General features: G+C 58.1%; 23 protein-coding genes. 10 read left to right on the top strand and 13 right to left on the bottom strand.

The genetic code is table 11. From position 1 onward, the window contains the following. Positions 1-100: 100 nt before the first annotated feature. The 6 genes from GSM73_RS23600 to GSM73_RS23575 form a co-directional block, all read right to left on the bottom strand. Positions 101-772, bottom strand: a complete 672-nt coding sequence (locus GSM73_RS23600) for a PIG-L deacetylase family protein (RefSeq protein ID WP_160893971.1) — start codon at positions 770-772, stop codon at positions 101-103. Then, positions 765-1811 carry a pseudaminic acid synthase gene (gene pseI, locus GSM73_RS23595; protein WP_076383379.1) on the bottom strand — a complete coding sequence of 349 codons (1047 nt, stop codon included), beginning with the start codon at positions 1809-1811 and terminating at the stop codon, positions 765-767. Before pseI ends, GSM73_RS23600 begins: the two co-directional genes overlap by 8 nt. Then, the gene (gene pseH / locus GSM73_RS23590; RefSeq protein ID WP_160893968.1) at positions 1808-3070 is read right to left on the bottom strand and encodes a UDP-4-amino-4,6-dideoxy-N-acetyl-beta-L-altrosamine N-acetyltransferase; all 1263 of its coding nucleotides are present in this window, start codon (positions 3068-3070) and stop codon (positions 1808-1810) included. The genes pseI and pseH overlap by 4 nt, the downstream gene beginning before the upstream one ends. Before the next feature lie 108 nt (positions 3071-3178). Next, the gene (pseG, locus tag GSM73_RS23585) at positions 3179-4276 is read right to left on the bottom strand and encodes a UDP-2,4-diacetamido-2,4,6-trideoxy-beta-L-altropyranose hydrolase (protein WP_076383380.1); all 1098 of its coding nucleotides are present in this window, start codon (positions 4274-4276) and stop codon (positions 3179-3181) included. 458 nt (positions 4277-4734) lie between these two features. Next, complete coding sequence (gene metK / locus GSM73_RS23580) at positions 4735-5925, bottom strand: methionine adenosyltransferase (protein ID WP_047230414.1); 1191 nt, start codon at positions 5923-5925, stop codon at positions 4735-4737. Positions 5926-5944: 19 nt separating this feature from the next. Further along, complete coding sequence (locus tag GSM73_RS23575) at positions 5945-6940, bottom strand: metalloregulator ArsR/SmtB family transcription factor (RefSeq protein WP_092401593.1); 996 nt, start codon at positions 6938-6940, stop codon at positions 5945-5947. A gap of 257 nt (positions 6941-7197) precedes the next feature. On the opposite strand from GSM73_RS23575, the gene tkt reads away from it, so the two are divergent. The 6 genes from tkt to fba all read left to right on the top strand — a co-directional run bounded on the left by tkt (position 7198) and on the right by fba (position 13546). Beyond that, positions 7198-9195 carry a transketolase gene (tkt, locus tag GSM73_RS23570; RefSeq protein WP_160893967.1) on the top strand — a complete coding sequence of 666 codons (1998 nt, stop codon included), beginning with the start codon at positions 7198-7200 and terminating at the stop codon, positions 9193-9195. 148 nt (positions 9196-9343) lie between these two features. Further along, positions 9344-10399 (top strand): erythrose-4-phosphate dehydrogenase, encoded by a 1056-nt coding sequence (gene epd / locus GSM73_RS23565; protein WP_160893965.1) that lies wholly within the window; start codon positions 9344-9346, stop codon positions 10397-10399. Between the two features lie 24 nt (positions 10400-10423). Then, positions 10424-11587 carry a phosphoglycerate kinase gene (locus tag GSM73_RS23560; protein WP_160893963.1) on the top strand — a complete coding sequence of 388 codons (1164 nt, stop codon included), beginning with the start codon at positions 10424-10426 and terminating at the stop codon, positions 11585-11587. A 31-nt stretch (positions 11588-11618) separates the two neighbouring features. Then, on the top strand, positions 11619-11843 hold the full coding sequence (locus GSM73_RS23555; RefSeq protein WP_047230409.1) for a hypothetical protein: 225 nt from the start codon (positions 11619-11621) through the stop codon (positions 11841-11843). A 57-nt stretch (positions 11844-11900) separates the two neighbouring features. Next, positions 11901-12236, top strand: a complete 336-nt coding sequence (locus GSM73_RS23550; RefSeq protein ID WP_047230408.1) for an MliC family protein — start codon at positions 11901-11903, stop codon at positions 12234-12236. Positions 12237-12481: 245 nt separating this feature from the next. Then, the gene (gene fba, locus GSM73_RS23545) at positions 12482-13546 is read left to right on the top strand and encodes a class II fructose-bisphosphate aldolase (protein WP_003177554.1); all 1065 of its coding nucleotides are present in this window, start codon (positions 12482-12484) and stop codon (positions 13544-13546) included. A gap of 481 nt (positions 13547-14027) precedes the next feature. On the opposite strand, the gene GSM73_RS23540 is transcribed toward fba, so the two are convergent. The 4 genes from GSM73_RS23540 to GSM73_RS23525 form a co-directional block, all read right to left on the bottom strand. Beyond that, complete coding sequence (locus GSM73_RS23540) at positions 14028-14312, bottom strand: hypothetical protein (protein WP_047230501.1); 285 nt, start codon at positions 14310-14312, stop codon at positions 14028-14030. 465 nt (positions 14313-14777) lie between these two features. Further along, positions 14778-15446, bottom strand: coding sequence for a polysaccharide lyase family 7 protein (locus GSM73_RS23535; protein WP_047230500.1), 669 nt, complete (start codon positions 15444-15446; stop codon positions 14778-14780). Positions 15447-15741: 295 nt separating this feature from the next. Continuing rightward, on the bottom strand, positions 15742-16413 hold the full coding sequence (locus GSM73_RS23530) for a polysaccharide lyase family 7 protein (protein ID WP_047230499.1): 672 nt from the start codon (positions 16411-16413) through the stop codon (positions 15742-15744). Positions 16414-16692: 279 nt separating this feature from the next. Next, entirely contained in the window at positions 16693-17358 is a 666-nt protein-coding gene (locus tag GSM73_RS23525) for a polysaccharide lyase family 7 protein (protein WP_076383385.1), read from the bottom strand. Positions 17359-17677: 319 nt separating this feature from the next. Here GSM73_RS23525 and GSM73_RS23520 point away from each other — a divergent pair, with 319 nt between their 5' ends. From GSM73_RS23520 to GSM73_RS23510, 3 genes are read left to right on the top strand one after another with little or no spacing between them, the layout of a single operon-like run. After that, on the top strand, positions 17678-19801 hold the full coding sequence (locus GSM73_RS23520; RefSeq protein WP_160893961.1) for a bifunctional diguanylate cyclase/phosphodiesterase: 2124 nt from the start codon (positions 17678-17680) through the stop codon (positions 19799-19801). Positions 19802-19841: 40 nt separating this feature from the next. After that, positions 19842-20345: a M48 family metallopeptidase gene (locus tag GSM73_RS23515; protein WP_047230503.1), complete on the top strand. Its 504-nt coding sequence runs from the start codon at positions 19842-19844 to the stop codon at positions 20343-20345. Positions 20346-20349: 4 nt separating this feature from the next. Then, a complete protein-coding gene (locus GSM73_RS23510; protein ID WP_076383387.1) occupies positions 20350-20646 on the top strand; it encodes a helix-turn-helix domain-containing protein in 297 nt (98 codons plus the stop codon). A 125-nt stretch (positions 20647-20771) separates the two neighbouring features. Here the strand turns inward: GSM73_RS23510 and GSM73_RS23505 are convergent, their stop codons facing one another. Next, positions 20772-21224 (bottom strand): GNAT family N-acetyltransferase, encoded by a 453-nt coding sequence (locus GSM73_RS23505; protein WP_047230495.1) that lies wholly within the window; start codon positions 21222-21224, stop codon positions 20772-20774. A 261-nt stretch (positions 21225-21485) separates the two neighbouring features. Here GSM73_RS23505 and GSM73_RS23500 point away from each other — a divergent pair, with 261 nt between their 5' ends. After that, entirely contained in the window at positions 21486-22223 is a 738-nt protein-coding gene (locus tag GSM73_RS23500; RefSeq protein ID WP_047230494.1) for an ABC transporter substrate-binding protein, read from the top strand. A 142-nt stretch (positions 22224-22365) separates the two neighbouring features. On the opposite strand, the gene yccS is transcribed toward GSM73_RS23500, so the two are convergent. Both yccS and GSM73_RS23490 read right to left on the bottom strand, forming a co-directional pair. After that, positions 22366-24549 (bottom strand): YccS family putative transporter, encoded by a 2184-nt coding sequence (gene yccS, locus GSM73_RS23495; RefSeq protein WP_160893959.1) that lies wholly within the window; start codon positions 24547-24549, stop codon positions 22366-22368. A gap of 243 nt (positions 24550-24792) precedes the next feature. Then, positions 24793-25971 carry an NAD(P)/FAD-dependent oxidoreductase gene (locus GSM73_RS23490; protein WP_047230492.1) on the bottom strand — a complete coding sequence of 393 codons (1179 nt, stop codon included), beginning with the start codon at positions 25969-25971 and terminating at the stop codon, positions 24793-24795. Between the last annotated feature and the right edge of the window lie 80 nt (positions 25972-26051).

Here is a 26051-nt window from a genome sequence, read left to right as displayed (position 1 = left end):
GGCAACGCCGATGGCGTAAGAAACCTGGATCTCGCTTGAATCGCCCCCGTCGACAGCTTAAAGAACGCAGATTAATTAAATGAACCTTTGATTCCGCAAGTTATTTAAGTAGTCTCATGACCATGAACGCCTCCGCGGCCGCCACACCCATTGACTGTCCGCGGTGACGAGCAAGGTATTCAAGGTGTTCCATACTGCGTGAGTGAGGTGCAGCACGCATCTCCAGTTCATAGGCTTCCAGCGCCTCTAACTTTGTTGCCAAGTAATCACTAATATCGACAAAGCAAGAGGGTAAGAAAGGAGTGTTGTCCGGGCTTGCCCACTCGGTGCTGGACATTACCTCGAATGTATAAATTTCTCGGACACTACTACCTGGCATGGGTCGGCAGGCGGTCATTACTGCTTGGTGTGTTATGCGATGGTCGATATTTAGATCGCCAGAGTGATGGGTATAAACAATCTCTGGCGCAACGTCCCTAATAACGCATTCTAATGGCTGTACGATATCGAGCAGTCCCATGCTGTCGAGCCTGTTATCAGGCAGTCCCAGATAAGTAACACCGGAAATCCCCAGTCGAGCGTGAGCGATTTCTGCTGCAGCTTCACGAGTTTTAAGTTCATCAGTACCTAAATCCGAACGTGAACTCACCCCATCCGCTAAGAAAACAGCATGAACCGTATCACCTTCCGCGACATGTCGAGCAATGGTTCCGCCACACCCCAGGGCTTCATCGTCTGTGTGTGCAGCCACTACGAGGATGCGTTTATTCATCGAACAAATCCCATGACGTTGGGGTGCCCCGGGAAACGGCAACTTTGAGTTTCTTGCCAACGATGTCGTCAAAATATTTTGGAGCCAAGCCCAAGCCGGGGCGGATACGGCGAATATCGCTAGCAGAGACAGGTGCCCCTGCAGCAACGTCATTAACAAAATAAACTGAGCGTCGGAAAATTTTGTTACCTTCTTCAGCTTGTTGGCGCTGGTAACCCGTTTTTCCCAACGCCGACCACGCGTCGTAAGCATCGCTACACAACCGTTTTAGTTCTTCCGGTTCTAGCGAGAATTCACTGTCAGGTCCTTTGTCTGCTCGGCTCAATGTGAAGTGCTTTTCAATAAGGCAGGCTCCCAATGCTACAGCCGCTACGGATGCTGTGGTGCCCATGGTGTGATCGGATAGGCCTGGTATGGTCTCGAACCGACGTTCCAATTCTGCCATTTGACGCAAGTTAGCTTGGTTCATGGGGGCTGGATAACTGCTGATGCAGTGCAGCAGAACGAGATCTCTCGCCCCTGCGCTTCTGGCAGCTTCAACAGCCTCTTCAATCTCTCTTTCATTGGCCATGCCAGTTGACATGATAATGGGTTTTCCTGTAGCGGCTACGTAACGTATCAGTGGAAGATCTGTTACTTCAAAGGATGCGATCTTGTATGCTGGCGCGTTCAAACTTTCCAGGAGGTCAACAGCGGACTCATCAAAGGGAGTAGAAAATATAGTGATTCCACGCTTGCGGGCGTGCTCGAAAATAACGGGGTGCCACTCAAAAGGTGTTTGTGCCCATTTATAGAGATCGTGGAGTTTGTAACCGTCCCACAAACCACCTTTGATCATGAACTCCGGACGATCGCAGTCGATAGTCATGGTGTCGGCTGAGTAAGTTTGAAGCTTTATAGCGTGCGCACCACAACGTTGAGCAGCATCAATAGTCTCCAGCGCTCGCTCCAAGTTTCCATTATGGTTGGCCGAAAGCTCAGCAATTATATAGGGCGGTTCGTTGTGGCCGATTTTCCGGCCATCGATAACAAAACTCATAGTGACTCCTGATCTGTAGAGGTGCGCTTATGAATAGTGACTTGAGCCTTTAGCTGGTCACCATCGAGCCGAGCATGATAAAACTCAAGGACAAACTCTCCATGCTGGACAAAGCCCAAGGGATAGGTAGGGGCATCAAGCATTCGAATGTGGTCGTAAAGTTTTTCTAAAGTACCTTTCTGAGGAAGTTCACTTTGCGCCGGCTTTCGACGTTTGAAAATGGTCACTTCCCCTTCTTGCGGCGTTGGTGCCGGTGCCGCTTGAGTCATCCAGCGTATAATTTCAAAGCTGAGATCGCCTGCACGCTTGTAAATTTCTTCGGCGCGTCCAGCCAGAGAGAGGGGCTGCTTTATATAAACCGGGCCAGCATCCATGGTCTCGATCATGCGAAGGGCCGTCAGTTTTGTTTCTTTATGACCGTTGGCAATTAGATTTTGCAAAGGGCTGCCACCGCGACCATATGGTACATCTGTCATATGAAAGCATACGCACTCAAATCGTGACCAGATTTCGTCGGGTACCAGCCAGTTCCAATGCAGAAAGAAAATATAACGCGGTGTATCTAAAGTGGTCGCTTCAGCCAGCTCTTCTGCGGTTGATACCCAGATCCATTTTGCTGGACTTTCAGATTTGAGTATCTCAAAATTTACCTTGTGCCAAGGTTTAGCGCTGGCAACAATGTAGCAGTCAGTGCTCGTTGCTTTTGTCTGGTTGGATGTTGATGGTTTAAAACTATCCATGCGCCGTTGAATTTCAATTTTGTGGGCGCGCCACTCAGAGGCGAGTATGCCAAGTCGAACGACATCTATGTAGCAATTGCCATCGAAGTGAGAATCTCGAAAGATGCCTTCATGTACAAATCCAATCTTCGTATGAAGTGCAAGACTTTTCTTGTTTGTGATTAGTACTTCGGCATTTAGTTTGTGAAGGCCTAAAGTGTTGAATGCTTCATTGAGCGCATCAAAGCCTAATTTCGTACCTGTACCGGCTGCTGCGTCCGGAGCGGCGTAAAATCCCCAAAAAGCGCTTCTTCTCTTTACGTCATATTGTGTGAAGTACACCACGCCATCGGCTATACCATCACATGAGTGATGTACGTACCAGCGTGAGCTTGAGTCATTTCTAATCCGTTCAAACCAGGCACGGTGCTCCGTTTCACTTATTTCGTGGGTGGAGTACATGCTTTTACGTACTTCTGGCGCGTTACGCCATGCTCGAACCATCGCCAGGTCAGATTCAACCAGTAAACGAAGTGACATTATCTTCACCTGGAGGACAAAATAGTGTGGTAAAGCTGGCTTGTATCATCGCCTTGAAACCAATTTTTGCGTGTGCTCATGCATATTACTCTCAAGAAATCAGCACTTTCAAATCTTGCAAATTAAAATGTCTACTACCTGCAACACTCCCAAGCCATCTGTGATTGAGGCGGCCGAGGCGCTCATTGCGGAAAGCGTGGCAGGCTCAATTTGTTGCATAGTTATCAGCGGGCGAACATCAAGAGTTAATAAATCACTTAGAAACGCAGCGCCTACGGCATCCAGGGCCTGAGCTATGGTTCTCTGATTGTCGGCTAATACTAGCATGATAGTGGGCAGTCCGAGGCAGCAGCGCTCCCAGGATGTCGCCCCCGCAGCCCCGATGGCAAAATCGCTGTCGGCCATTAGCTGCGCCATATCGCGGACATCAACCTTGATCTCTACGGTCCAAGGTAGCTGCTCGGCACACCGTTGCACATCGCTCAACCAAGGAGCTGTTGCTCCCATCACTACAACGATGCGGCAATCTGCTGGCAGCTCGCATGATTTCAGCTTCTCCAGCACCTTGCCAGTTGCATTGTGCCTGTCGACCCCTCCCATGGTAATCAGTAGCTGCCGCAGGTGCGAATTAGCACGACGTTGCAAACTGTATGAGCGGATTTGTGCAAACTCTGGCCGTAGCAAGGCATAACGAGAGCCACATAGTAAAATGCAGTCCTCAGGCACCCACGGTAAGTAATCAGCAGGTGCACGACTATAAGTCTGATCTAGCAGTAAGTGACAGACATGCGACCTGTCGGCAAGATCATCGATCACCATGAGCTTAGAATAATTGTTTTTTAGAGCTGACTCCCATCGGCTGTCGAGTGCGTAGTGGTCGACGATCAACCAATCCGTCTGCTTCTTTGTCAATATGGCGGCACACTCGTCAGCATCCTGTTGCCAACGGACACCAAGCCAATCAGCATGTGCGAGCTGTGGCTCGACAGATGCAGGCGCACGCTCAGGCTCGAATGCAGAAACTGGTAATACAGATACACCATAGCCCTTACTGCGGATAAACTCGATCAAGTGGCCGGGATGTTCGCGACAGATGAAATGACACTCTGCTCCCCGTGTGCTCAGCGCATCGGCCAAAGTCAAGCAGCGCATGACATGGCCGGTGCCTATTTGCAGAGAGGCGTCAGTCCGAAATACAATATTCAAGAAATTATCTTCAAGTTGGTAGGCTCAATGACGTTGCAATACTCTTCAATTATTTGCTTGAGTTCACATGCAACCTGTTCTGCAATTGTCGACCAAACATTTATAGGTGGTGGCTTCATATAGCCGTACTGTACATGACCCCCGAACAATCCGCCTAGTGCTGCTGATTTCCGGTCCTTAGTCACCAGTCCTCCACTGACCTCAACCTCGCGCCGCGCTGATTGGTGTTGCTGTAGCGGAATGTCCAGCGTTTCGAAGTGGCGTCATTGAACACCCATCGGATGTTCGGATAATCGTTAATGCTGGCCTGATCGTCGCTGGGCTGCTTGCCAGTGCTACACCGTTTTGCTGATGGCGCGGGGCGTAGCTCCAATGAAGCTCCCTCGCCAGGGTGATCTTCAAGGTATGAAAAAGCCCCTGACGACCCAGTCGCCAGGGGCTTTTCGTACCCGCAGTTTTTACAGGCCGGCAGCGGCGCGCAGGGCGTCGGCGCGGTCGGTTTTTTCCCAGGTGAAGGTGGTGAAGGTGTCGTCACCGACCGTCTTGGTTTGCGGCGTGCGGCCGAAGTGGCCGTAGGCGGCGGTGTCCTGGTACATCGGGTGCAGCAGGTCGAGCATGGTGGTGATGGCGTACGGACGCAGGTCGAACACTTCACGAACCAGCTTGATGATCTTGTCATCGCCGATCTTGCCGGTGCCGAAGGTGTTCAGCGAGATCGAGGTAGGCTGAGCAACGCCGATGGCATAGGAAACCTGGATCTCGCAGCGCTCGGCCAGGCCGGCGGCCACGATGTTCTTGGCCACATAACGACCGGCATAGGCTGCCGAACGGTCGACCTTCGATGGATCCTTGCCGGAGAACGCGCCACCGCCGTGACGGGCCATGCCGCCGTAGCTGTCGACGATGATCTTGCGGCCGGTCAGGCCACAGTCGCCTACCGGGCCACCGATGATGAACTGGCCGGTCGGGTTGATGTGGAACTGGGTGTCCTTGGACAGCAGCTCGGCAGGCAGTACGTGCTTGACGATCAGCTCCATCACGCCTTCACGCAGGTCTTTATAGGACACTTCAGGGTTGTGCTGGGTCGACAGTACGACAGCATCGATACCGACAACCTTGCCGCCTTCGTAACGGCAGGTCACCTGGGACTTGGCATCCGGGCGCAGCCAAGGCAGCAGGCCGGATTTACGGGCTTCAGCCTGGCGTTGAACCAACTGGTGCGAGAAGGTGATCGGTGCTGGCATCAGCACATCGGTCTCGTTGCTGGCGTAGCCGAACATCAGGCCCTGGTCGCCGGCACCCTGGTCTTCAGGCTTGGCGCGGTCAACACCCTGGTTGATGTCGGGGGACTGCTTGCCGATGATGTTCATCACGCCGCAGGTCGCGCCATCGAAGCCGACGTCGGAGCTGTTGTAGCCAATGCCCAGGATGACGTCACGGACGATCTGTTCCAGGTCGACCCAGGCTGAAGTGGTGACTTCGCCAGCGATGATCGCCACGCCCGTTTTCACCAGAGTTTCGCACGCCACGCGGGCGAACTTGTCTTCAGCAATGATGGCGTCCAGCACCGCATCAGAAATCTGGTCGGCGATTTTGTCCGGATGCCCTTCAGACACGGACTCGGAGGTGAAAAGGGAGTATTCGCTCATCTCGATGTTTTCCTACAAGTTACCGATGGTGAGTGTCGCCAGCCGGTCGCTGAAAATGGCGGACCTGGATCTGGAAACCATTACGTAAGCCCACATAGAGGCTTTCCCCGGGCACGAGGCCCGCAGCGGTGGCCCAACGGGCCAGATCGTCCTGTTCAAACCCCAGCCAGAGATCACCGCAGGCCTCCTTGGCCCAACTCTGGTTGTGGCTGCATAACTCTGTCACTAACAGGCTACCGCCCGGTTGCAGCAAGTCGGCCATGTGCTTGAGCGCATCGGCCGGCGCGGCGAAATGGTGAAGCACCATGTTCAATACAACACAATCGGCCTGCAGGCTCACACCATTCAAGGCATCGGCCAGTTGCAGGCTGACATTAGCCAGTGTTTCACGTTCGCACACCTGGCGTGCCAGCTCGAGCATGGCCGGGCTGTTGTCCAGCGCGGTCACTTGGCTGAAACGCCGCGCCAGCTCCGGCAGAAACGCGCCGTCGCCAGGGCCGACTTCAATGGCCGTGGCGGTGGGCTCGAAGCCCAGTTTGTCGAGCAGCGCCACGACGCTTTCACGGTATTGCGGCAACCCGGCAATCAGGTCCTGCTGGGCGCGAAACTTCTCGGCCACCCGGGCAAAAAAATCCTGGCTGGCAGCGGCTCGCTGCCCGTGTACCTGGGCGATGCGGGCCTGCACGTCTGTCGGCAGGTCCAGTTCATCCACCTCTTCGAGCAACGCGGCATGCAGCTTGCCGCCCAGCAGATCGGTATGGGGCAGGGCGCGGCGGTAAAAAATCGCATTGCCTTCACGACGGGTCGCCACCAGGTCCGCCTGGGCCAGGACCTTGAGGTGGTGGCTCATGCCGGATTGACCGATGCCGAAGATCTGCGCCAGTTCCAGCACGCCGAACGAATCGTTGGCCAAGGCGCGCAATACATTGAGCCGCAGCGGATCGCCGCCGGCCTTGCAAAGGGCCGCCAGCTCATCGCAATCGTCATGGCGAATGGAAGGCACGCGTAAATTCATAGGGCGGCAGTCTAGTGAGGGGTATGGATCACCGCAAGGTCAATATCAAAAAGTTTTGATATTGCTCGATAAATGGCACTTCCCAAGGCGTGCTTGACTCTACAAACCTTCAGCGGAAAGGTTTCACCTGGCGAATGCGACTTTATCCACCGGAAAAAAGCCTCTGGATGACTATCTGTCATTGCCCCGGGGCGGGTGGGTGAGGGAAAATGCTCGCCTTTTTTCAGTTTCACAATTCAAAACCCAGGAGATCAGCGATGCCCAGCCGTCGTGAGCGTGCCAATGCCATCCGTGCACTCAGCATGGATGCCGTGCAAAAAGCCAACAGCGGCCATCCCGGTGCCCCTATGGGTATGGCGGATATCGCCGAGGTGCTTTGGCGCGACTACCTCAAGCACAGCCCGAGCAACCCGTCGTTTGCCGACCGTGACCGCTTCGTGATGTCCAACGGCCACGGCTCGATGTTGATCTATTCGTTGCTGCACCTGACCGGTTATGACCTGTCGATCGATGACCTGAAGAATTTCCGCCAGTTGCACAGCCGCACTCCGGGCCACCCGGAATATGGCTACACCCCAGGCGTGGAAACCACCACCGGTCCACTGGGCCAGGGCCTGGCCAACGCCGTGGGCTTTGCCCTGGCGGAAAAAGTCCTGGCGGCGCAGTTCAATCGCCCAGGCCACAACGTTGTCGATCACCACACCTACGTGTTCCTGGGTGATGGCTGCATGATGGAAGGCATTTCCCACGAAGTCGCCTCCCTGGCCGGCACCTTGGGCCTGAACAAGCTGATCGCTTTCTACGATGACAACGGCATTTCCATCGACGGCGAAGTCGAAGGCTGGTTCACCGACGACACCCCCAAGCGTTTCGAAGCCTACAACTGGCTGGTCATCCGCAATGTCGACGGCCACGACCCGGAAGAAATCAAGACCGCCATCGAGACGGCGCGCAAGAGCGCCCAGCCGACCCTGATCTGCTGCAAGACCACCATTGGTTTCGGTTCGCCCAACAAACAAGGCAAGGAAGACTGCCACGGCGCGCCACTGGGTGCCGAGGAAATCGCCCTGACCCGCGCTGCGTTGAAGTGGGAACACGGTCCGTTCGAAATCCCGGCCGACATTTATGCCGAGTGGGACGCCAAGGAAAAAGGCCGTGCCGCCGAAGCCGAGTGGGACCAGCGCTTTGCCGCCTACTCCGCGCAATTCCCTGAGCTGGCCAATGAACTGGTGCGTCGCCTCAGCGGCGAGCTGCCTGCCGATTTCGCTGAAAAAGCCTCGGCTTACATCGCGGAAGTCGCCGCAAAAGGCGAAACCATTGCCAGCCGCAAGGCCAGCCAGAACACCCTCAACGCTTTTGGCCCGCTGCTGCCGGAGCTGCTCGGCGGTTCGGCCGACCTGGCCGGTTCCAACCTGACCTTGTGGAAGGGCTGCAAAGGCGTCAGCGCCGAAGATGCCAGCGGCAACTACATGTACTACGGTGTTCGTGAGTTCGGCATGAGCGCGATCATGAACGGTGTGGCTCTGCACGGCGGCCTGGTGCCTTACGGCGCTACCTTCCTGATGTTCATGGAATACGCCCGCAACGCAGTGCGCATGTCGGCCCTGATGAAGAAGCGCGTGCTTTATGTGTTCACCCACGACTCCATCGGCCTGGGCGAAGACGGCCCGACTCACCAGCCGATCGAGCAACTGGCAAGCCTGCGCTGCACGCCGAACCTGGACACCTGGCGCCCATGTGACGCCGTGGAATCGGCAGTGGCCTGGAAATACGCCATCGAGCGTAACGACGGTCCATCGGCGCTGATCTTCTCCCGCCAGAACCTGCAGCACCAGAACCGCGATGCCGACCAGATCGGCGACATCACCCGCGGCGGCTACGTGCTCAAGGACTGCATTGGCGAGCCTGAACTGATCCTGATCGCCACCGGCTCCGAAGTCGGCCTGGCCGTCCAGGCCTACGACAAACTGACCGCGCAGGGCCGCAACGTACGTGTGGTGTCCATGCCGTGCACCAGCGTGTTCGATGCCCAGGACGCCGGCTATAAGCAAGCGGTATTGCCGTTGCAAGTCAGCGCCCGGATCGCCATCGAAGCCGCTCACGCCGATTATTGGTACAAGTACGTCGGCCTGGAAGGTCGCGTGATCGGCATGACCACCTACGGCGAATCGGCGCCCGCGCCGGCGTTGTTCGAGGAGTTCGGCTTTACCCTGGAAAACATCCTGGGGCAGGCTGAAGAGCTGTTGGAAGACTGATCCGAAGTCGCGTCGTCCGGGCTGACGCCATCGCGAGCAAGCTCGCTCCCACAAGGATCTCCACCGACCCTGTGGGAGCGAGCTTGCTCGCGATGGCGATGGCTCAGGCAACGCTGCCCTGATGGATTCACCCAAGTCAGAGAACCCCATGCCCCAACCGCGTCCCTACAAAGTTGCACTCAACGGCTACGGCCGGATTGGTCGTTGCGTCTTGCGTGCGTTGTTCGAGCGAGGGGCCAAGGCCGGGTTCGAGATTGTGGCGATCAACGATCTGGCCGACATGGCCAGTATCGAATACCTGACACGCTTTGACTCCACTCACGGCCGGTTTCCGGGCGAGGTGCGGGTCGAGGGCGATTGTCTGCACATTAATGGCGATTGCGTGAAAGTCCTGCGCAGTGCCACCCCCGAAGGTATCGATTGGGCATCCTTGGGTGTCGACCTGGTGCTTGAATGCTCGGGCGCCTACAACACCCGTGAAGATGGCCAGCGTTTCATCGCGGCCGGCGCTCCGCGGGTGTTGTTCTCCCAGCCGATGGCCAGCGAAGCGGATGTCGACGCGACCATTGTCTACGGCGTGAACCAGGATTGCCTGAGCGGCGACGAGCTGTTGGTGTCCAACGCGTCCTGCACCACCAACTGCGGCGTGCCGCTGTTGCGCCTGCTGGACCAGGCCATTGGCCTGGAATACGTGTCGATCACCACCATTCACTCGGCGATGAACGATCAACCTGTGATCGACGCCTATCACCATGAAGACTTGCGGCGGACCCGTTCGGCGTTCCAGTCGGTGATTCCGGTGTCCACTGGTCTGGCGCGCGGCATTGAACGGCTGCTGCCGGAACTTGCGGGGCGAATTCAGGCCAAAGCCGTGCGGGTGCCGACGGTCAACGTGTCCTGCCTCGACATTACGATGCAGACCGTGAGCGATACCGACGCCACCGAGGTCAACCGGATCTTGCGCGAAGCCGCCACCAGCGGTCCGCTCAAAGGCCTTCTGGCTTACACCGAGTTGCCCCATGCCAGCTGTGATTTTAACCATGACCCACATTCGGCCATCGTCGATGCCAGCCAGACCCGGGTTTCCGGGCCACGGCTTGTGAACATCCTGGCTTGGTTCGACAACGAATGGGGGTTTGCCAACCGAATGCTGGACGTTGCCGAGCATTACCTGCAAACCGCTTCTAAAAAACCTGCTCTCTAAACAGTTACCCAGGAATTGCGACCCATGACCGTGTTGAAGATGTCCGACCTCGATCTGCAAGGTAAGCGCGTACTGATCCGCGAAGATCTCAACGTCCCCGTCAAGGACGGTGTTGTCACCAGCGACGCGCGTATCCTGGCTTCGCTGCCGACCATCAAGCTGGCCCTGGAAAAAGGCGCGGCCGTGATGGTCTGCTCCCACCTGGGCCGTCCGACCGAAGGCGAGTTCTCGGCGGAAAACAGCCTCAAGCCGGTCGCCGATTACCTGAGCAAAGCCTTGGGCCGCGACGTACCGCTGGTGGCTGACTACCTGGGCGGTGTGGACGTGAAGGCCGGCGATGTCGTGCTGTTCGAAAACGTGCGCTTCAATAAAGGCGAGAAAAAGAACGCTGACGAACTGGCCAAGCAGTATGCAGCCCTGTGCGACGTGTTTGTGATGGACGCGTTCGGCACCGCCCACCGCGCCGAGAGTTCGACCCACGGCGTGGCGAAGTTCGCCAAAGTGGCCGCTGCTGGCCCGCTGCTGGCCGCCGAACTGGACGCACTGGGCAAGGCCCTGGGCTCCCCGGCCCAGCCGATGGCTGCCATTGTTGCCGGCTCCAAGGTCTCCACCAAGCTCGACGTGCTTAACAGCCTGAGCCAGGTGTGCAACCAGTTGATCGTCGGCGGCGGCATTGCCAACACCTTCCTTGCTGCGGCCGGTCACCCGGTCGGCAAATCCCTGTACGAGCCGGACCTGCTGGACACCGCCCGGGAAATCGCCGCCAAGGTCAGCGTGCCGTTGCCGGTGGACGTGGTGGTTGCCAAGGAATTTGCCGAAGGCGCCACCGCCACCGTCAAGCTGATCGCTGACGTGGCCGAAGACGACATGATCCTCGACATTGGCCCGCAAACCGCAGCCAATTTCGCCGAACTGTTGAAATCTTCCAAGACTATCCTGTGGAACGGTCCGGTCGGCGTGTTCGAGTTCGACCAGTTTGGCAACGGCACCAAAGTGCTGGCCCAGGCCATCGCCGAGAGTGACGCTTTCTCCATCGCTGGCGGCGGCGACACCCTGGCGGCGATCGATAAATATGGCGTGGCCGAGCAGATCTCCTACATTTCTACCGGCGGCGGTGCGTTCCTCGAATTCGTCGAAGGCAAAGTACTGCCAGCCGTGGAAGTCCTGGAAAGCCGGGCCAAGGCCTGAGGTTTCGTTGACCAGGCAAAGGAGTGTTGTGATGGTCAAGACGTTCACGTTGCTGTTGACGACGACGCTGTTAGTGGCCTGTTCGAGCAGCCCAAAGGCCACGGCTCCGGAAACCGGGACGCCAACGCCTGAAGGCGGCTGTTACCAGGCCGACTGGCAGGCCGAGACCAATCCGGTGCTGAACAAGCGTTCGGGGCCGGATGGCCTGGATAAATATGAGACGCAAAACCCGGCCAAGGAACATGGTTGTCCTTGACGGGTCAGACTCTTTAACTCATGGCTGGCGGCACGGGTCGTCAGTCGAGGAACACGGATGAAAGGCTTTATCGCCGTTGTGGCGCTGGCAATGCTGGCCGGTTGTGCGCAGCTGGATCGGTTTCGTTCGTCCGAGCCTGTCGTAGAGGGCTGGACAACCTGGACCTGTGACAGTCAGGCCAAGGTGCTGTGGCGCTATACCGATGACACCCGCAAGGAAGTCGACGTTCGCCTCGGCGGTGCCGAGCAGGTCTATCACCTGAAGGAAGAGCCGGGCGCATCGGGTACGCTGTACAGCGACGACATGCTGGCGTTTCACGTCAAAGGTGAGGAAGGCCTGGTTTACTGGGTCGCCACCAATGACTTGATTGGCCGGGGCTGCAAGGCTGACTGATTCAATAGAGATCCAATGTGGGAGCGAGCCTGCTCGCGATAGCGATGTATCAGGCATCAGTGATGTTGACTGTCGGGCCCTCATCGCGAGCAGGCTCGCTCCCACAGGGGCCTCTTATAGTTTCGAGATTTTGTTTCACCGAACACACAGGCCGGACCCACCCCCGACCTGCAATGACTTGAATAGCCGCCGCCGCTCCGGCAGGCTGGCACGATTAACGACCCTCGACCGGGAGAGACACACTAATGGCACTTATCAGCATGCGTCAGATGCTGGACCACGCAGCCGAGTTCGGCTACGGCGTCCCAGCCTTTAACGTCAACAACCTTGAGCAGATGCGCGCCATCATGGAAGCCGCTGACAAGACTGACTCCCCGGTGATCGTCCAGGCTTCGGCCGGCGCCCGCAAATACGCCGGCGCGCCATTCCTGCGTCACCTGATCCTGGCTGCCATCGAAGAATTCCCGCACATCCCTGTGTGCATGCACCAGGACCACGGCACCAGCCCTGACGTCTGCCAGCGCTCCATCCAACTGGGCTTCAGCTCGGTCATGATGGACGGCTCCCTGGGTGAAGACGGCAAGACCCCGACCGACTACGAATACAACGTTCGCGTCACCCAGCAGACCGTCGCCATGGCCCATGCCTGCGGCGTCTCGGTGGAAGGCGAACTGGGTTGCCTGGGCTCGCTGGAAACCGGCATGGCCGGTGAAGAAGACGGCATCGGCGCCGAGGGCGTGCTGGACCACAGCCAGATGCTGACCGACCCGGAAGAAGCCGCGGACTTCGTCAAGAAGACCCAGGTCGACGCCCTGGCCATCGCCATCGGCACCAGCCACGGCGCCTACAAGTTCACCAAGCCGCCTACCGGCGACGTGCTGGCCATTGACCGCATCAAGGAAATCCACAAACGCATTCCCAACACTCACCTGGTGATGCACGGTTCTTCCTCGGTTCCGCAAGAGTGGCTGGCGATCATCAACCAGTACGGCGGCGACATCAAAGAAACCTACGGCGTGCCGGTTGAAGAAATCGTCGAAGGTATCAAGTACGGCGTGCGCAAGGTCAACATCGACACCGACCTGCGCCTGGCCTCTACCGGTGCCATGCGTCGTTTGATGGCGACCAATCCGAGCGAATTTGATCCGCGTAAGTTCTTCGGTGCGACCGTGACGGCGATGCGTGATGTGTGTATTGCGCGTTACGAAGCTTTCGGTACTGCGGGTAATGCTTCGAAGATCAAGCCGATCTCGTTGGAAGCGATGTATCAGCGGTATTTGAAGGGTGAGTTGAACGCTAAGGTTAACTAAGGCTTCAGCGTTGTGGTTGTGAGAAAACCCGCAGTGATGCGGGTTTTTTTATGTGTGGGATTTGTGTGTATATCCGTTTTTTGGGTAACGGCTGCTTATGGTTCCGCCCTTACGGCGGGTCACTTTTGGCAAACGCCCCAAAAGTAACCAAAAGGTCTTGCCCCACCACTCGGTGCCTCGCCTAGGCTCGGCATGCCCTTCGCGGCGGGCCCACGGAGCAATGCCGGAGTGAGGGCACACCGAGCCTAGGCGAGGTGCCGAGTGGTGGGGCAGGAGCGCTTTGGTTACTTTCGCCTGGGCCGGCTTCCGGATTTTCGAAAGTGACCCGCTGTAAGAGCGGAACCCTAAGTGGCCGTTACCGCAGCAACGGATATACACACAGATCTTGATAGCGCCGTGTCAGCCAACATCTCTGTCGCTGACCCAGCGCTATCGCGAGCAAGCTCGCTCCCACAGGGGATCATCTCCCGCCGGGAGGGCTTTATTGGTCTTCGAGGCCGCGTTGTTCAATGACGCCGAACACATCGGTGACATCCTGAACCAGGATCCGGGCGACATTGGTGAGGGTATTGAGGTCGCTGGCGGCCGAATCGCGCAGGGTGGCGCAGGCCATGAGCGTCAGGTAATCAAGGGTAGCGTGCAGGCGTTCGCTGGCGCAGGCGTGGAGTTCAGTCAGTGGGGCGGTGCTGTCGATGAACAGGATGGGTTGGGTGGTGGCGATTGGAGTGAGCGGGGTGAAGCGGCTGAGTGATTGAGTCGTCGTCATAAGGTTTGGGCTCTATTAATAAAAATTAATTGCCACCTTCTTGCTGCGAAACAAATGGGTGGCAGTTGCGCGCGGGTTCGCAGACCGAGATAGAGACCAAACCCGGCAGACCCGAAGGTCTCCCGCGCGCAACCGCCATAAAATGAACGCAGGCGAGTTTGCCTGAATTTTCATTTGACGGTGCAAAGTCTCTGTTCTGTCAGTGGGCTGCGAAACCCGTGCCCCGCTGACCAAAGCCAGCAGACGAGCTCGAACTATAGAGGAGATTTTCGAGCCCAAAATCGACCTGTAGGACGCACCGCGCCCACGTGGCGAGGGAGCTTGCTCCCGCTCGGGGGCGCAGCCGCTGCAAAACCGGCGCATGCGGTTGGTCTGACGAAAGGAGGGGGCTGCTGCGCAGCCTAGCGGGGATAAATCCCCTCGCCACAAAGGTAAATTCCTACGAGATTTTCGGAGCTGAAAATCTCAGGTGTTGTGATCGATATCCAGCTTGCTGAACGTCACTTTCCCGCCTTCGCTGGTATAGCCCGTATTGTCCTGCACATACACGCCAGCCTTGAAATACAGCGGCTTGACCTTCCATTTGGCGCTCATGGTGGTGTACCAGCTACGACCCGCCGCGGTGATGCCGAGGTCGCCGGTACGATCAAGATGGAGTCGATAAGAGAAAGACTGATTGAGTTTTACACCCGAGGCGACGGTGATGACCCGGCCCTCGTCGTCATCGGGGCGCATGCGCACTTTGGCGACGATGTTGCCGGTCTTGCTGTCGTCCTTGTACTGGTATTCCAGCTTCACCATGGGTTTGCTGCTGTCCTTGGCATGAATCTGACCGATCACGATCTTGCCGGTGCTGGGTACCTGGTTGACCACCAGGGTCGCACTCAATTTGTTGTCGGCGTCGGGGTATAGCCAGTTGCGCAAGGTGCCGTTTTTGTAGGTCTCGCGCAATTCGCTGCGCGGGTAGATCGCGTTTTCAGTCTTGGTGCCGGTGACCGGTGACCAGAAATACACCGTGCTGCCTTCAGAGTTGAAGTATTTGTTCTTGAAACCGTCCACCAGTCGAGGGGTTTCGATGGTTTTGGGTGGGCTTCCCTCGGGGATGCTCAAGTTCCAGGTTGCAAGATCGACCATGTGCGGGCCCTCTCTACGGAATGAATATGTTGCAAGATCCAGCCGGAGGCTCTAGCCAGCGCTTTATGACGCGTCCCGAGAAACGCGGGGGATCGAATTTTCATATCCGTCCGGCGGGGGGGTGGCGTCAACTGTCCGTCAGAGTGGTGTTTGCCGCTTTGGTGCCCGAGGACGACGACCGTTAGTCGGGCAATTCGAATTTTTTTTTGAACGATGGCGCTATGGCATCGGCGTCGATGTGGGTCACGTTCGCAGGGAGCAGCGTCCATGCTGCGGTATGCCAGGGGAAATACGCTTATAGAACGGTGTGATGAATTTCCAGCATGCTGAACGTCACTTTTCCACCTTCAGTGGTGTAGCCGGTGTTGTCCTGCACGTAGACGCCGGCTTTGAAATACAACGGCTTGTCCTTCCAGTCCGGGCTTACCGTGGTTCTCCAGTTGTAACCCGCCGCGCTGATGCCCAGCGCGCCCTTCGGACTGAGGTGAATCTGGTAGGAAAACCTGCGATCAAGTTGCACGCCCGTGGCGATGGTGATGACCTGGCCCGATTCGTCGTCGGGGCGCAGTCGGACCTTCGCGACGATGTTGCCGGTGGAGCTGTAGGCCTTGTATTGGTATTCCAGTTTCACCATGGGCCGGGTGCTGTCTTTGGCGTGGATCTGGCCGATCACGATCTTGCCGGTGCTGGGCACCTGGTTGACGGTCAAGGTGGCGCGCAGCTTGTTGTCTGCCGCTGAGTAGAGCCAGTTGCGAAGGGTGCCGTCGCTGTAGGTTTCCCGCAGTTCGCTGCGCGGGTAAATGGCGTTTGCAGTCTTGGTGCCGGTCACCGGCGCCCAGAAGAACAGCGTGCCGGTGTCGGAGTGGAAATAGTCGTCCTTGAAGCCCTGGGCTAGCCGCGGTGTTTCGATGGTGATGGCGGGGCTGCCTTCGGGGATGCTCAAGTTCCAAGTGCTGAGATCGATCATGGTCGGATCCTGCGTAACGGGCGTAAAAGTGCTGAGGACCAAAGCGGGAGGCTCTACTCCAAGCATTTGGGGTGTGTTGATCACGCAGGAAGGAGTTTTTTGGATAACCATCCGGCGGATGTTTGACGTCAATTGTCCGTCGAATGGATCTTTTGCAGCATCTGTGCCTGGATGGTGAACCGTTAGTCGGCAGTTCGAATTTTCCCTGAACGATTTCGCATTGATGGGGTCGCCTGGGTGGGCAGCGCTGCGTTGCTGCCATGGCGCCATGCAAAGCGTCTAGATGTGATCGATATCCAGCAGGCTGAACGTCACGGTGCCGCCTTCGGTGGGATAACCGGTGTTGTCCTGCACGTACACGCCCGCCTTGAAGTACAGCGGCTTGTCGCTCCAAGTGGAGCTGATGGGGGAGCTCCACTGGTAACCCGCACCATTGATGGTCAGGACACCGGCGGGGCTTAGGTGGATCAGGTAAGAGAAGGACTGATTGAGCTTTATGCCTGTGGCGATGGTGATGACCTGGCCCGATTCGTCGTCGGGACGCATGCGCACTTTGGCGACGATGTTGCCGGTGGAGCTGTAGGTTTTGTACTGGTACTCCAGTTTCACCATGGGGCTGGTGCTGTCTTTGGCGTGGATCTGACCAATGACGAGCTTGCCAGTGCTGGGGACTTGGTTGACGGTCAGCGTGGCGGCCAGCTTGTTATCAGCCGCTGAGTACAACCAGTTGCGCTGGGTACCGTTGCTATAGGTTTCCCGCAGTTCGCTGCGTGGGTAAATCGCGTTGGCAGTCTTGGCGCCGGTGACCGGTGCCCAGAAAAACACCGTCCCGGAGTCGGCGTGGAAATATTGGTTCTGGAACCCCTGCACCAGTTGAGAGGTTTCGATGGTCGTTGGTGGGCTGCCTTCGGGGATGCTCAGGTTCCAGGTGGCGAGATCAATCATGGTCGGATCCTACGTAACGGAGTGAAAAAGCTGAACGCCCAGCCAGAGGCTCTAGCTCAAGCTTTTGGGCGTGTTAATCACGCAGGGGGAAATTTTTTAATGACCGCCCAGCGGATGATTGACGTCAATTGTCCGTCGAAGGTGTCATTGCAGGTTTTGTGCCCGAGGTGGGTGACCGTTAGTCGGCTATTTTGGGCTTTGTCTGGATGATGGCGGGATGACACCTACTGCTTTTCAGAATCACGGTCTAGAGTGAGATCACAGTATTTGTCCGCCTTGCTACGTCAGGACGGACGTGACGCCCGATAAGAGAAGCAGCATGGAATGCGTGCAACCACCGCTTGGCGAAGACAGTTCCGTCCTTTTGATAGTTGATGATTACCCTGAAAACCTGCTCAGCATGCGAGCGTTGTTGCAGCGTCAGGACTGGAAGGTGATGACCGCGTCCTCGGGTGTCGAAGCCCTTAACCTTCTACTCGAACATGACATCGACCTGGTCCTGCTGGATGTGCAGATGCCCGACATGGACGGTTTTGAAGTGGCGCGTCTGATGCGCGGCAGCCAGCGGACACGGCTGACCCCGATCATTTTCCTGACCGCCAACGAGCAATCCCAGGATGCGGTGATCAAGGGTTACGCCAGCGGCGCCGTGGATTACCTGTTCAAACCATTCGATCCGCAGATTCTCAAGCCCAAGGTTCATGCCCTGCTCGAACACCAGCGCAATCGCCGGGCCTTGCAGCGCTTGAGCCAGGATCTGGAAGCCGCCAGGGCTTTCAACGCCTCGGTGCTGGATAACGCCGCCGAAGGCATCCTCGTGGTGGACGAAAGCGGGTGTATTCGCTTCGCCAATCCGTCTACCTGCCGCCTGCTTAATGCCACCGCCGAGCAGTTGCAGGGAATGCCGCTCCTCGATTTCCTGCAAAAACCCCACATCCCCGAGTGGATCGGCTCCGATATCCATGTCGCCTACTGCCGGGGGCAGACCTGGCGCCTGCACGATGCGGTCCTGCGCACCGCGCCCGGCCAGCAGGTGTCGGTGGCCTTGTCTTGTGCGCCCCTGCCTGCGGAGCAGAAGGCCATGGTGGTAACGCTTCAGGACATGTCGGTGGTGCGTCACTTGCACCAGCAACTCGAATACCAGGCCGTCACTGACCCGCTGACCGGTCTGCTCAACCGCAGGGGGTTTTATCAGACAGCCGAAAACCTGCTGATGCGCAGCGAGCGGCTGGAAAGCAACTGGGTGCTGCTCTACCTGGATCTTGATGGCTTCAAACGGGTCAATGACTCGTTGGGCCATGATGCCGGTGACCGCGTGTTGCGCTGGGTGTCGGAACAACTGAAGGCGTGCCTGCGCCCGTTCGACATTCTGGCGCGTCTGGGCGGCGATGAGTTCACCGCCCTGCTGGATCTGGAGGTGCCCGAGCAAGCGGCCAAGATTGCCGAGAAACTCATCGAACGGGTGTCTATCTGCCAACAGATCGAGGGCATGGACGTAGCGCTGGGGGCCAGCATCGGCATCGCGACGTACCCCGATTGCGGCGCCAATCTCGACGGTCTGCTGCGCGCCTCCGACATCGCCATGTACGAGGCCAAGCGCGCTGGCCGTCAGCAATACCGTTTTTACGATCACGAAATGAACGGTCGAGCCCGTTCACGGCTGATGCTCGAAGAAAGTGTGCGCTCGGCCATCGAAAACCGCGATTTCAATATGGTCTACCAGCCCCAGGTGGGGGTGGGCGACGGGCGCATCCGTGGCTTCGAGGCGCTGTTGCGCTGGCAGCACCCCAGCGTCGGTGATGTGCCGCCGGGGCTGTTCCTGCCATTACTGGAAGAGGCCCGATTGATCAGTCGGCTGGGGAGCTGGATTTATCATCGCAGCGCCGCCCAGCGTAAAGTCTGGGAGCGCTTGTTCGCTGATGATCTGGTACTGGGGGTGAGTCTGAGCAGCACCCAGTTCGGTTTGCCCAACCTGGTGACCGAATTGCGCCAGGTCCTGGAGCGACATGCCCTCAAACCCCGGCAACTTGAGGTCGAGGTGACTGAAGACGCACTGATGCGCAACCCCGACGAAACCCATAAACAACTGCGGCTGCTGCATAACCTGGGGGTGCGGGTGGCGTTGGATGATTTCGGTTCCGGGCCTTGCTCGCTGGCGCACCTGCGCGACCTGGAGCTCGATACCCTCAAGCTTGATCGACACCTGATCGCCCGTCTGCCAGGTTCACCCCGGGATGCGGCACTGGCGGCGTCGGTCATCGATTTGTGCAAGCAATTGGGTTTGCGGGTGATCGCCGAGGGCGTAGAGACGCCTGAGCAATATCAGTGGCTCAAGACCCACGGCTGCGAATATGTGCAGGGGTTCCTGGTGGCGCGGCCCTTGATGGCCGAAGACACCGATGCCTTTGCCCGGCCATTTGACTGGAGCGCGATGCAGGTCTGAATTCGCTACACTGGCGGCTTTTGTGACTGTGTTGCCGCCGATGATCGCGCTCAAATACCTTCAGGCTTACCCCGCCGCCCTGCAAGCCCAAGTGCAGCAACTGATTGCCCAGGATCGGCTGGGCGACTACTTGCAGCAGCGCTACCCCGACCGGCATTCGGTCCAGAGCGACAAGGCCCTGTACGGTTATGCGCTGGATCTCAAGCAACAATACCTGCGTAACGCGCCCGCTATCGACAAGGTGCTGTTCGACAATCGTCTGGACCTGACTCACCGCGCCCTGGGCTTGCACACTGCCATTTCACGGGTGCAGGGCGGCAAGCTCAAGGCCAAGAAAGAAATTCGTATCGCTGCGCTGTTCAAGGACGCGGCACCTGAGTTTTTGAAAATGATCGTGGTGCACGAACTGGCCCACTTCAAGGAGTCGGACCACAACAAAGCGTTCTACCAACTCTGCGAGCACATGCTGCCGGGGTATCACCAGTTGGAATTCGACTTGCGGGTGTACCTGACCTGGCGCGATCTGCAACCCCCCAAGGAATGACCGAATGGACGTCAGCAAGACCAAAAGCAGCTTCTATCGTCGTTTGTATGTGGCTTACCTGATTGATAGCGGCGTGGCCAGCAACATTCCCTCGCTCACCGAAGTCACCGGCATGCCGCGACGCACCGCCCAGGACACCGTGGCAGCGCTGGCGGACCTGGATATCGTGTGTGAATTCGAGCAGCTAGAGGGCGCCCGTAACCATGCCGGGCATTATCGGATCCGTGATTGGGGGGCGATTGATCGGCGCTGGATCGAGGGGAATTTGCCGCGCATTAAAGCGGTATTGGAATATCCCTGAACATTGGCGGCTTCTGGGGAGGCGTTATCGCGAGCCTGCTCGCTCCCACATTGATCTGCAGTGGGCATATGATTTATGTACCACGCAGATCCACTGTGGGAGCGAGCCTGCTCGCGAAGAGGGCATCAAGGCCGGTGCATGCCAATGTGTGGAATCCCGTCTTCCATGTACTCGATACCCACCACTCCAAACCCATACCGCGAGTAATACCCCTGCAGATGCGCCTGTGCCGACAGTGAGATCGATGTACCGGGCCAGTGCTTCTCGGCCTGCTTGAGACCCTGTTCCATCAGTTTGTGGCCCAGCCCCTGTCCCCGTGCTTGGGGGGCGATGACCACGCGCCCGATGACCACGTCACTGTTTTGCGAGTGCGGATCGAGCAAGCGAAGGTAAGCCACCAGACGATTGTCCTGCCAGGCCATCAGGTGGCAGGTGTCGCCCTCCAGGTCCAGGCCGTCGACGTCCAGGTAGGGGCAATTCTGCTCCACGACGAATACTTCGGCGCGCAATTTGAGGATGGCGTACAGCTGTTCCTTGCTCAGGTCACTGTGATGTTTGCAGACCCAGTCGATATCCATTTTTTGAATTTCCTGAAGAACCTGATGCCGATATTAAGCGGGCTGGCTGCGGAAGTCTCTTTCTTGGACAACTGTAAAAATCTGTGACAAAGGCCAAAATGCCATCATCGAATTGTCGCGGCGTGGCCTTCTTTGTGTAATCTTCGATTCAACGCTGCGCAGCGGTTCCACTGAGCTAATGTTAGGACCGGATGTCTGACGACATCTCTTGAGATTCGGCTAAAAACAAACCGGGCTTTGAACCCGTCAAGGATGTTTGGCATGCCGCGATTGCATCGAGCTCTTGCTTTGGTCGGGTTGCTGTTGCTGAGCCACAACGCCTGCGCGCAAAAGTTGCGTCTGGTGGCAGATGGCTGGCCACCCTTTACCGACACCACGCTGGTCAATGGTGGCCTGGCGACCGATATCGTCAGTACCGCTCTGGCGCGGGCCGGTTATGCCAGTGACTTTGAGCAGGTGCCTTGGGCTCGGGCGATGCTGGGCATCGGCGAGGGGCGCTATGACGTGCTGATCAATGCCTGGTACAGCGAAGAACGTACCCATGTGGGCCGTTTCTCGGCTGAGTACCTGCTCAATCGCGTGCGCTTCATCAAGCGCAAGGACGCACCCATCCAGTACGAGAACCTGCAGCAGCTGCATGCCTATCCCATCGCCGTGGTCCGCGGATACGCCTACTCCAAGGCGTTCGATGAGGATCAGCAATTGCAGAAAGTCCCTGTGCATAACTTTGCAATGGCCGTGCGCATGCTCGCTGCCGGTCGGGTGAAGCTGACCCTGGAAGATGAGTTCGTCGCCCGTTATTACTTGTCTCGTGAGTCGGCCAAGGTGCGCAACGCTGTGGAGTTCATGCCCAAGCCACTGAGTGAAAACAGCCTGCACATCCTGGTCAGCCTGAAGAACCCGCAGCACGAGCAGATTGTCGCGGGATTCGATCGGGAGATTGCGGCGATGAAGGCCGATGGTAGTTATGCGCGGTTATTGAAGGCGCACGGGATGTGATCTTGCGGTGCCGGGACTGGCGCTATCGCGAGCAGGCTCGCTCCCACAGTTGATCTAGAGCGGACACTTAAATTTTGTACGGCTGAGGTCCACTGTGGGAGCGAGCCCGCTCGCGATGGCGGTGGTGCGAGCACCACACTCCTCAAGCCTCACTGGTGTCCTTGACCAGATGCGCCGCCAACGTGCGCAGCGGCCCCAACTGACGGCAGATCAACCCCAGTTGCGTCTGCACCAGCCGCTGACCCTCGTCGATTTCATCGGGCATCTGCTCAAGCTCACTGGCCAAGGCTTCTTCCTCGTCGCTTTGGACCGCTATCGGTTGTTTGCTCGCCAGGCCCTGGGCAATCTCGTCGATGCTCGCGGCCAGTTTCACCCCTGCGCCGTCGATCAGGTGTTCGCGCACGTCTGCAGGCAATGGGGTGTCCCGATGGGCGCCCAGGCCTGACAAGTAGCTGAGCAGGGTGTGGGACAGCACCAGGAAGCGGAACCCGACATCGGCTTCCTTACGGAAATGCCCCGGCTCCATCAGCATGTTTGCCAGGGTGGTGGACAATGCGGCGTCGGCGTTGTGGGCGTTGCGTCGGGCCAGGCGATAGGCCAGGTCGTCGCTTTTGCCCGCGGCGTATTGCTGCATGATCTGGCGCAGGTAAATGCTGTTGCAGGTCAGCGTGTTGGCCAGCACCTTGTTCAACCGGCGGCCTTGCCAGTCCGGCAGGAACAGGAATACCGCAAGGCCGGCGATCAGGCTGCCGAGCAGCGTATCGAACAGGCGTGGCAGCAGCAGTCCATAGCCGTCGCCCACCTGGTTGAAGCAGAACAGCACCATGATCGTGATCGCGGCGGTTGCCAGGGTGTAGCGGGTCGTGCGGTTGGTAAAGAACACCACCCCGGCGGCGATGGCGAAAGACGATTGCACCAGCGGGTTGGGAAACAGATCGAACAGCGCCCAGGCCACCGTCAGGCCGATGGCGGTGCCGATGATCCGTTGGCCGAGCTTGCGCCGGGTGGCGCCGTAGTTGGGTTGGCACACGAACAGCGTGGTGAGAATGATCCAGTAGCCTTGGGACGGGTGGATCAGATGCACCATGGCATAACCCACACTCAGCGCCAGGGGCAGGCGCAGGGCATGTCGGAACAGCAGCGAGGTGGGCGTGAGCTGTGTGCGCAAGCGGACCCAGACGTCCTTCAGGTTGCGCGGTGAGCGATCCAGCAGGCTGCTATCGGTGGCGTCGGCCAGGGCGTCGGGGTTGCTCGCGTCGCTGAGCAGGCGGTCCATGGTGCCAAGGTTCGCCGACAAGGCCCGTAGCGAACGCAGCAATCCGCGCCAGGCCGGGTTGCTCTGGATCCGCAGGTGTTCGAGGGAGGCGTGCAGGTCATTCAAGGCCTCGGCGAAGCTGGCGTCATAGACGAATGGCTGGCGCAGTTGGATCGACTCGGCCAACGCTTGGCAGGCTTTACCTTGCTGGCGCAGCAGGCGTTGGCAGCGGAACAGCACGTCGCTGTGAAAGAACGCCTCGGCCAGTGCGTTGTAGGGGTAGTGGGAAGAGCTGGCGCGCTCGTGGATATCCTGGGCGAGGAAGTACAGCTTCAGGTAGCGGCTGACCTTCGAGCCTGGTCGCCCATTGCCTACGCGGTGCAGGATGATTTCCTTCGCCGCGTTAAGCGCGGCGACGACCCGGCCGTTCTGCTGGGCCAGTTCCAGGCGTCGGGCTTCGACGTCCAGTTGACGGATCGGCTCGAAGAGCGATGATTTGAGCTTCAGATAGCGTCCCAGCTCGCGGAACAGCCGCGCCAGGCTTTGCTGCACCGGCTGGTTGGAAAACAGCGCCTGCCACAGCACCGAGAGCAGGCCGTACCAAGCCGCACCGGCCACCAGCAGCAAAGGTTCGTGCCAGAAATCGGTGACCGCGCCACCGCGCTGGTCTACGCCGATCATGGTGTAGACCGAGAGAATCAACGTGGCCGAGGCAATCGCGCCATAGCGCTCGCCCAGCGCACCGAGCATAGTCAGGGCGAAACTCGCCAGCGCCAGGGCAACGATGAACAGAACCGGATAAGGAAACAGCAATTCCACCGACAGCGCTGCGATGGTGAAGCACACCAGCGTCACGGCCAGCGCGTTGAGGCGGCCCTGCCAGCTGTCATCGGTCTCGGCCAGGGCGCTGGCGATGATGCCCAGGAACAGCGGGATCAACAGCGCCATCTCATCCAGATACCAACACAGCGCCATGCTGCCGGTCAGGGCGATGAACACCCGCACGCTATAACTGAATTTATCCAACGCCCAAAGGCGACGCAGAGACTGACTAAACGAGGTCGATGACATGAAGTGCACGGGCCTGACGGGCAATGACGCTAAATTGAGGCAGTAATGACGCCGACGCAATGGCGGCGATCACATCCGGCAGCAAAAAGTGTTCCGGGATGCTCCAGCAAACCCCAGTGGGAGCGAGCCTGCTCGCGATGAGGCCGGTACATTCAACATTGATGTTGTCTGATAGTCCGCCATCGCGAGCAGGCTCGCTCCCACAGGATCATCATCCCCATTGGATTCTATGCATCCCTTCAATCAGACGTATTGCGCAGCCGCATACCCCGACGCCCAGGCCCATTGGAAGTTGAACCCGCCCAGATGCCCGGTGACGTCCAGCACTTCGCCAATGAAATACAGGCCAGGGCTTTTCAGTGATTCCATGGTCTTGGACGAGACTTCCCGCGTATCGACACCGCCCAGGGTCACTTCGGCGGTGCGGTAGCCTTCGGTGCCGGCCGGGACGACATTCCAGCTCGACAGTTTCTCGGCAATGTCCGCCAGTTCGGCGTGGGTGTATTGCTTCATGGGTTTGGAGACGAACCAAGTGTCGGCCAGCAGGGTGGCCATCTTCTTGGTGAACAATTCGCCCAGCAGGGTTTTCAGTTCGCTGTTGGGGCGTTCGGCCTGTTGCTGTTGCAGCCAGCTCGGCACGTCGTGGTCCGGCAGCAGGTTGATCTGCACCGTGTCACCCGGTTCCCAGAACGAGGAAATCTGCAGGATCGCCGGGCCGCTGAGGCCGCGGTGGGTGAACAGGATGTTCTCGCGAAAACTCTGCTCGTTGCAGCTCACCAGGCAATCCACTGAAGTGCCTGAAAGTTCGGTACACAACGCCTTGAGCTGGTCGGTGATGGTGAACGGCACCAGCCCGGCGCGGGTGGGCAGCAGTTGGTGGCCGAACTGTTTGGCCACCTGGTAACCGAAACCGGTCGCGCCCAGCGTCGGGATCGACAGCCCGCCCGTGGCAATCACCAAGGATTGGCAGGTGATGGCCCCGAGGGTGGTTTGCAGCAGGTAGCCGCTCTCGGTTTTCTCGATGCGCTCGATCGAGGTGTCCAGGTGCAGGTTGACACCGGCCTGGTCGCATTCGTCCAGCAGCAGGCCGAGGATGTCGCTGGACTTGTTATCACAGAACAACTGGCCGAGTTTTTTCTCGTGATAGGGCACGCCGTGCTTGGCCACCAGGGCGATGAAATCCCACTGGGTGTAACGCGCCAGGGCCGACTTGCAGAAATGCGGGTTCTGCGAGAGGAAATTGCCCGGTTCGCTGTACATGTTGGTGAAATTGCAGCGCCCACCGCCGGACATGAGGATTTTCTTGCCGGCTTTGTTGGCGTGGTCCAGCAACATCACCTGCCGTCCGCGCCCTGCGGCGGTCAGCGCGCACATCAACCCCGCGGCGCCAGCGCCAATGATCACGACTTCGGTAGAGCGCAAAACGGTGTCCCTCTAAATGTCACCACAAAACCCATTGTGGGAGCGAGCCTGCTCGCGATGAGGCCGGTACATTCAACATT

The sequence above is a fragment of the Pseudomonas sp. PICF6 genome (genome assembly GCF_009831705.1).
GTDB classification, from domain to species: domain Bacteria; phylum Pseudomonadota; class Gammaproteobacteria; order Pseudomonadales; family Pseudomonadaceae; genus Aquipseudomonas; species Aquipseudomonas rhizophila.
Note: the sequence above shows the minus strand (reverse complement) of the source record. Positions and strands in the feature narration are given on the sequence as shown.

What these genes read in the sequence shown, in the direction of transcription:
- GSM73_RS23600 (WP_160893971.1), bottom strand. Translation starts at nt 772, where the DNA reads ATGAATAAACGCATCCTCGTAGTGGCTGCACACACAGACGATGAAGCC.
- pseI (WP_076383379.1), bottom strand. Translation starts at nt 1,811, where the DNA reads ATGAGTTTTGTTATCGATGGCCGGAAAATCGGCCACAACGAACCGCCC.
- pseH (WP_160893968.1), bottom strand. Translation starts at nt 3,070, where the DNA reads ATGTCACTTCGTTTACTGGTTGAATCTGACCTGGCGATGGTTCGAGCA.
- metK (WP_047230414.1), bottom strand. Translation starts at nt 5,925, where the DNA reads ATGAGCGAATACTCCCTTTTCACCTCCGAGTCCGTGTCTGAAGGGCAT.
- GSM73_RS23575 (WP_092401593.1), bottom strand. Translation starts at nt 6,940, where the DNA reads ATGAATTTACGCGTGCCTTCCATTCGCCATGACGATTGCGATGAGCTG.
- tkt (WP_160893967.1), top strand. Translation starts at nt 7,198, where the DNA reads ATGCCCAGCCGTCGTGAGCGTGCCAATGCCATCCGTGCACTCAGCATG.
- epd (WP_160893965.1), top strand. Translation starts at nt 9,344, where the DNA reads ATGCCCCAACCGCGTCCCTACAAAGTTGCACTCAACGGCTACGGCCGG.
- GSM73_RS23560 (WP_160893963.1), top strand. Translation starts at nt 10,424, where the DNA reads ATGACCGTGTTGAAGATGTCCGACCTCGATCTGCAAGGTAAGCGCGTA.
- GSM73_RS23555 (WP_047230409.1), top strand. Translation starts at nt 11,619, where the DNA reads ATGGTCAAGACGTTCACGTTGCTGTTGACGACGACGCTGTTAGTGGCC.
- GSM73_RS23550 (WP_047230408.1), top strand. Translation starts at nt 11,901, where the DNA reads ATGAAAGGCTTTATCGCCGTTGTGGCGCTGGCAATGCTGGCCGGTTGT.
- fba (WP_003177554.1), top strand. Translation starts at nt 12,482, where the DNA reads ATGGCACTTATCAGCATGCGTCAGATGCTGGACCACGCAGCCGAGTTC.
- GSM73_RS23540 (WP_047230501.1), bottom strand. Translation starts at nt 14,312, where the DNA reads ATGACGACGACTCAATCACTCAGCCGCTTCACCCCGCTCACTCCAATC.
- GSM73_RS23535 (WP_047230500.1), bottom strand. Translation starts at nt 15,446, where the DNA reads ATGGTCGATCTTGCAACCTGGAACTTGAGCATCCCCGAGGGAAGCCCA.
- GSM73_RS23530 (WP_047230499.1), bottom strand. Translation starts at nt 16,413, where the DNA reads ATGATCGATCTCAGCACTTGGAACTTGAGCATCCCCGAAGGCAGCCCC.
- GSM73_RS23525 (WP_076383385.1), bottom strand. Translation starts at nt 17,358, where the DNA reads ATGATTGATCTCGCCACCTGGAACCTGAGCATCCCCGAAGGCAGCCCA.
- GSM73_RS23520 (WP_160893961.1), top strand. Translation starts at nt 17,678, where the DNA reads ATGGAATGCGTGCAACCACCGCTTGGCGAAGACAGTTCCGTCCTTTTG.
- GSM73_RS23515 (WP_047230503.1), top strand. Translation starts at nt 19,842, where the DNA reads ATGATCGCGCTCAAATACCTTCAGGCTTACCCCGCCGCCCTGCAAGCC.
- GSM73_RS23510 (WP_076383387.1), top strand. Translation starts at nt 20,350, where the DNA reads ATGGACGTCAGCAAGACCAAAAGCAGCTTCTATCGTCGTTTGTATGTG.
- GSM73_RS23505 (WP_047230495.1), bottom strand. Translation starts at nt 21,224, where the DNA reads ATGGATATCGACTGGGTCTGCAAACATCACAGTGACCTGAGCAAGGAA.
- GSM73_RS23500 (WP_047230494.1), top strand. Translation starts at nt 21,486, where the DNA reads ATGCCGCGATTGCATCGAGCTCTTGCTTTGGTCGGGTTGCTGTTGCTG.
- yccS (WP_160893959.1), bottom strand. Translation starts at nt 24,549, where the DNA reads ATGTCATCGACCTCGTTTAGTCAGTCTCTGCGTCGCCTTTGGGCGTTG.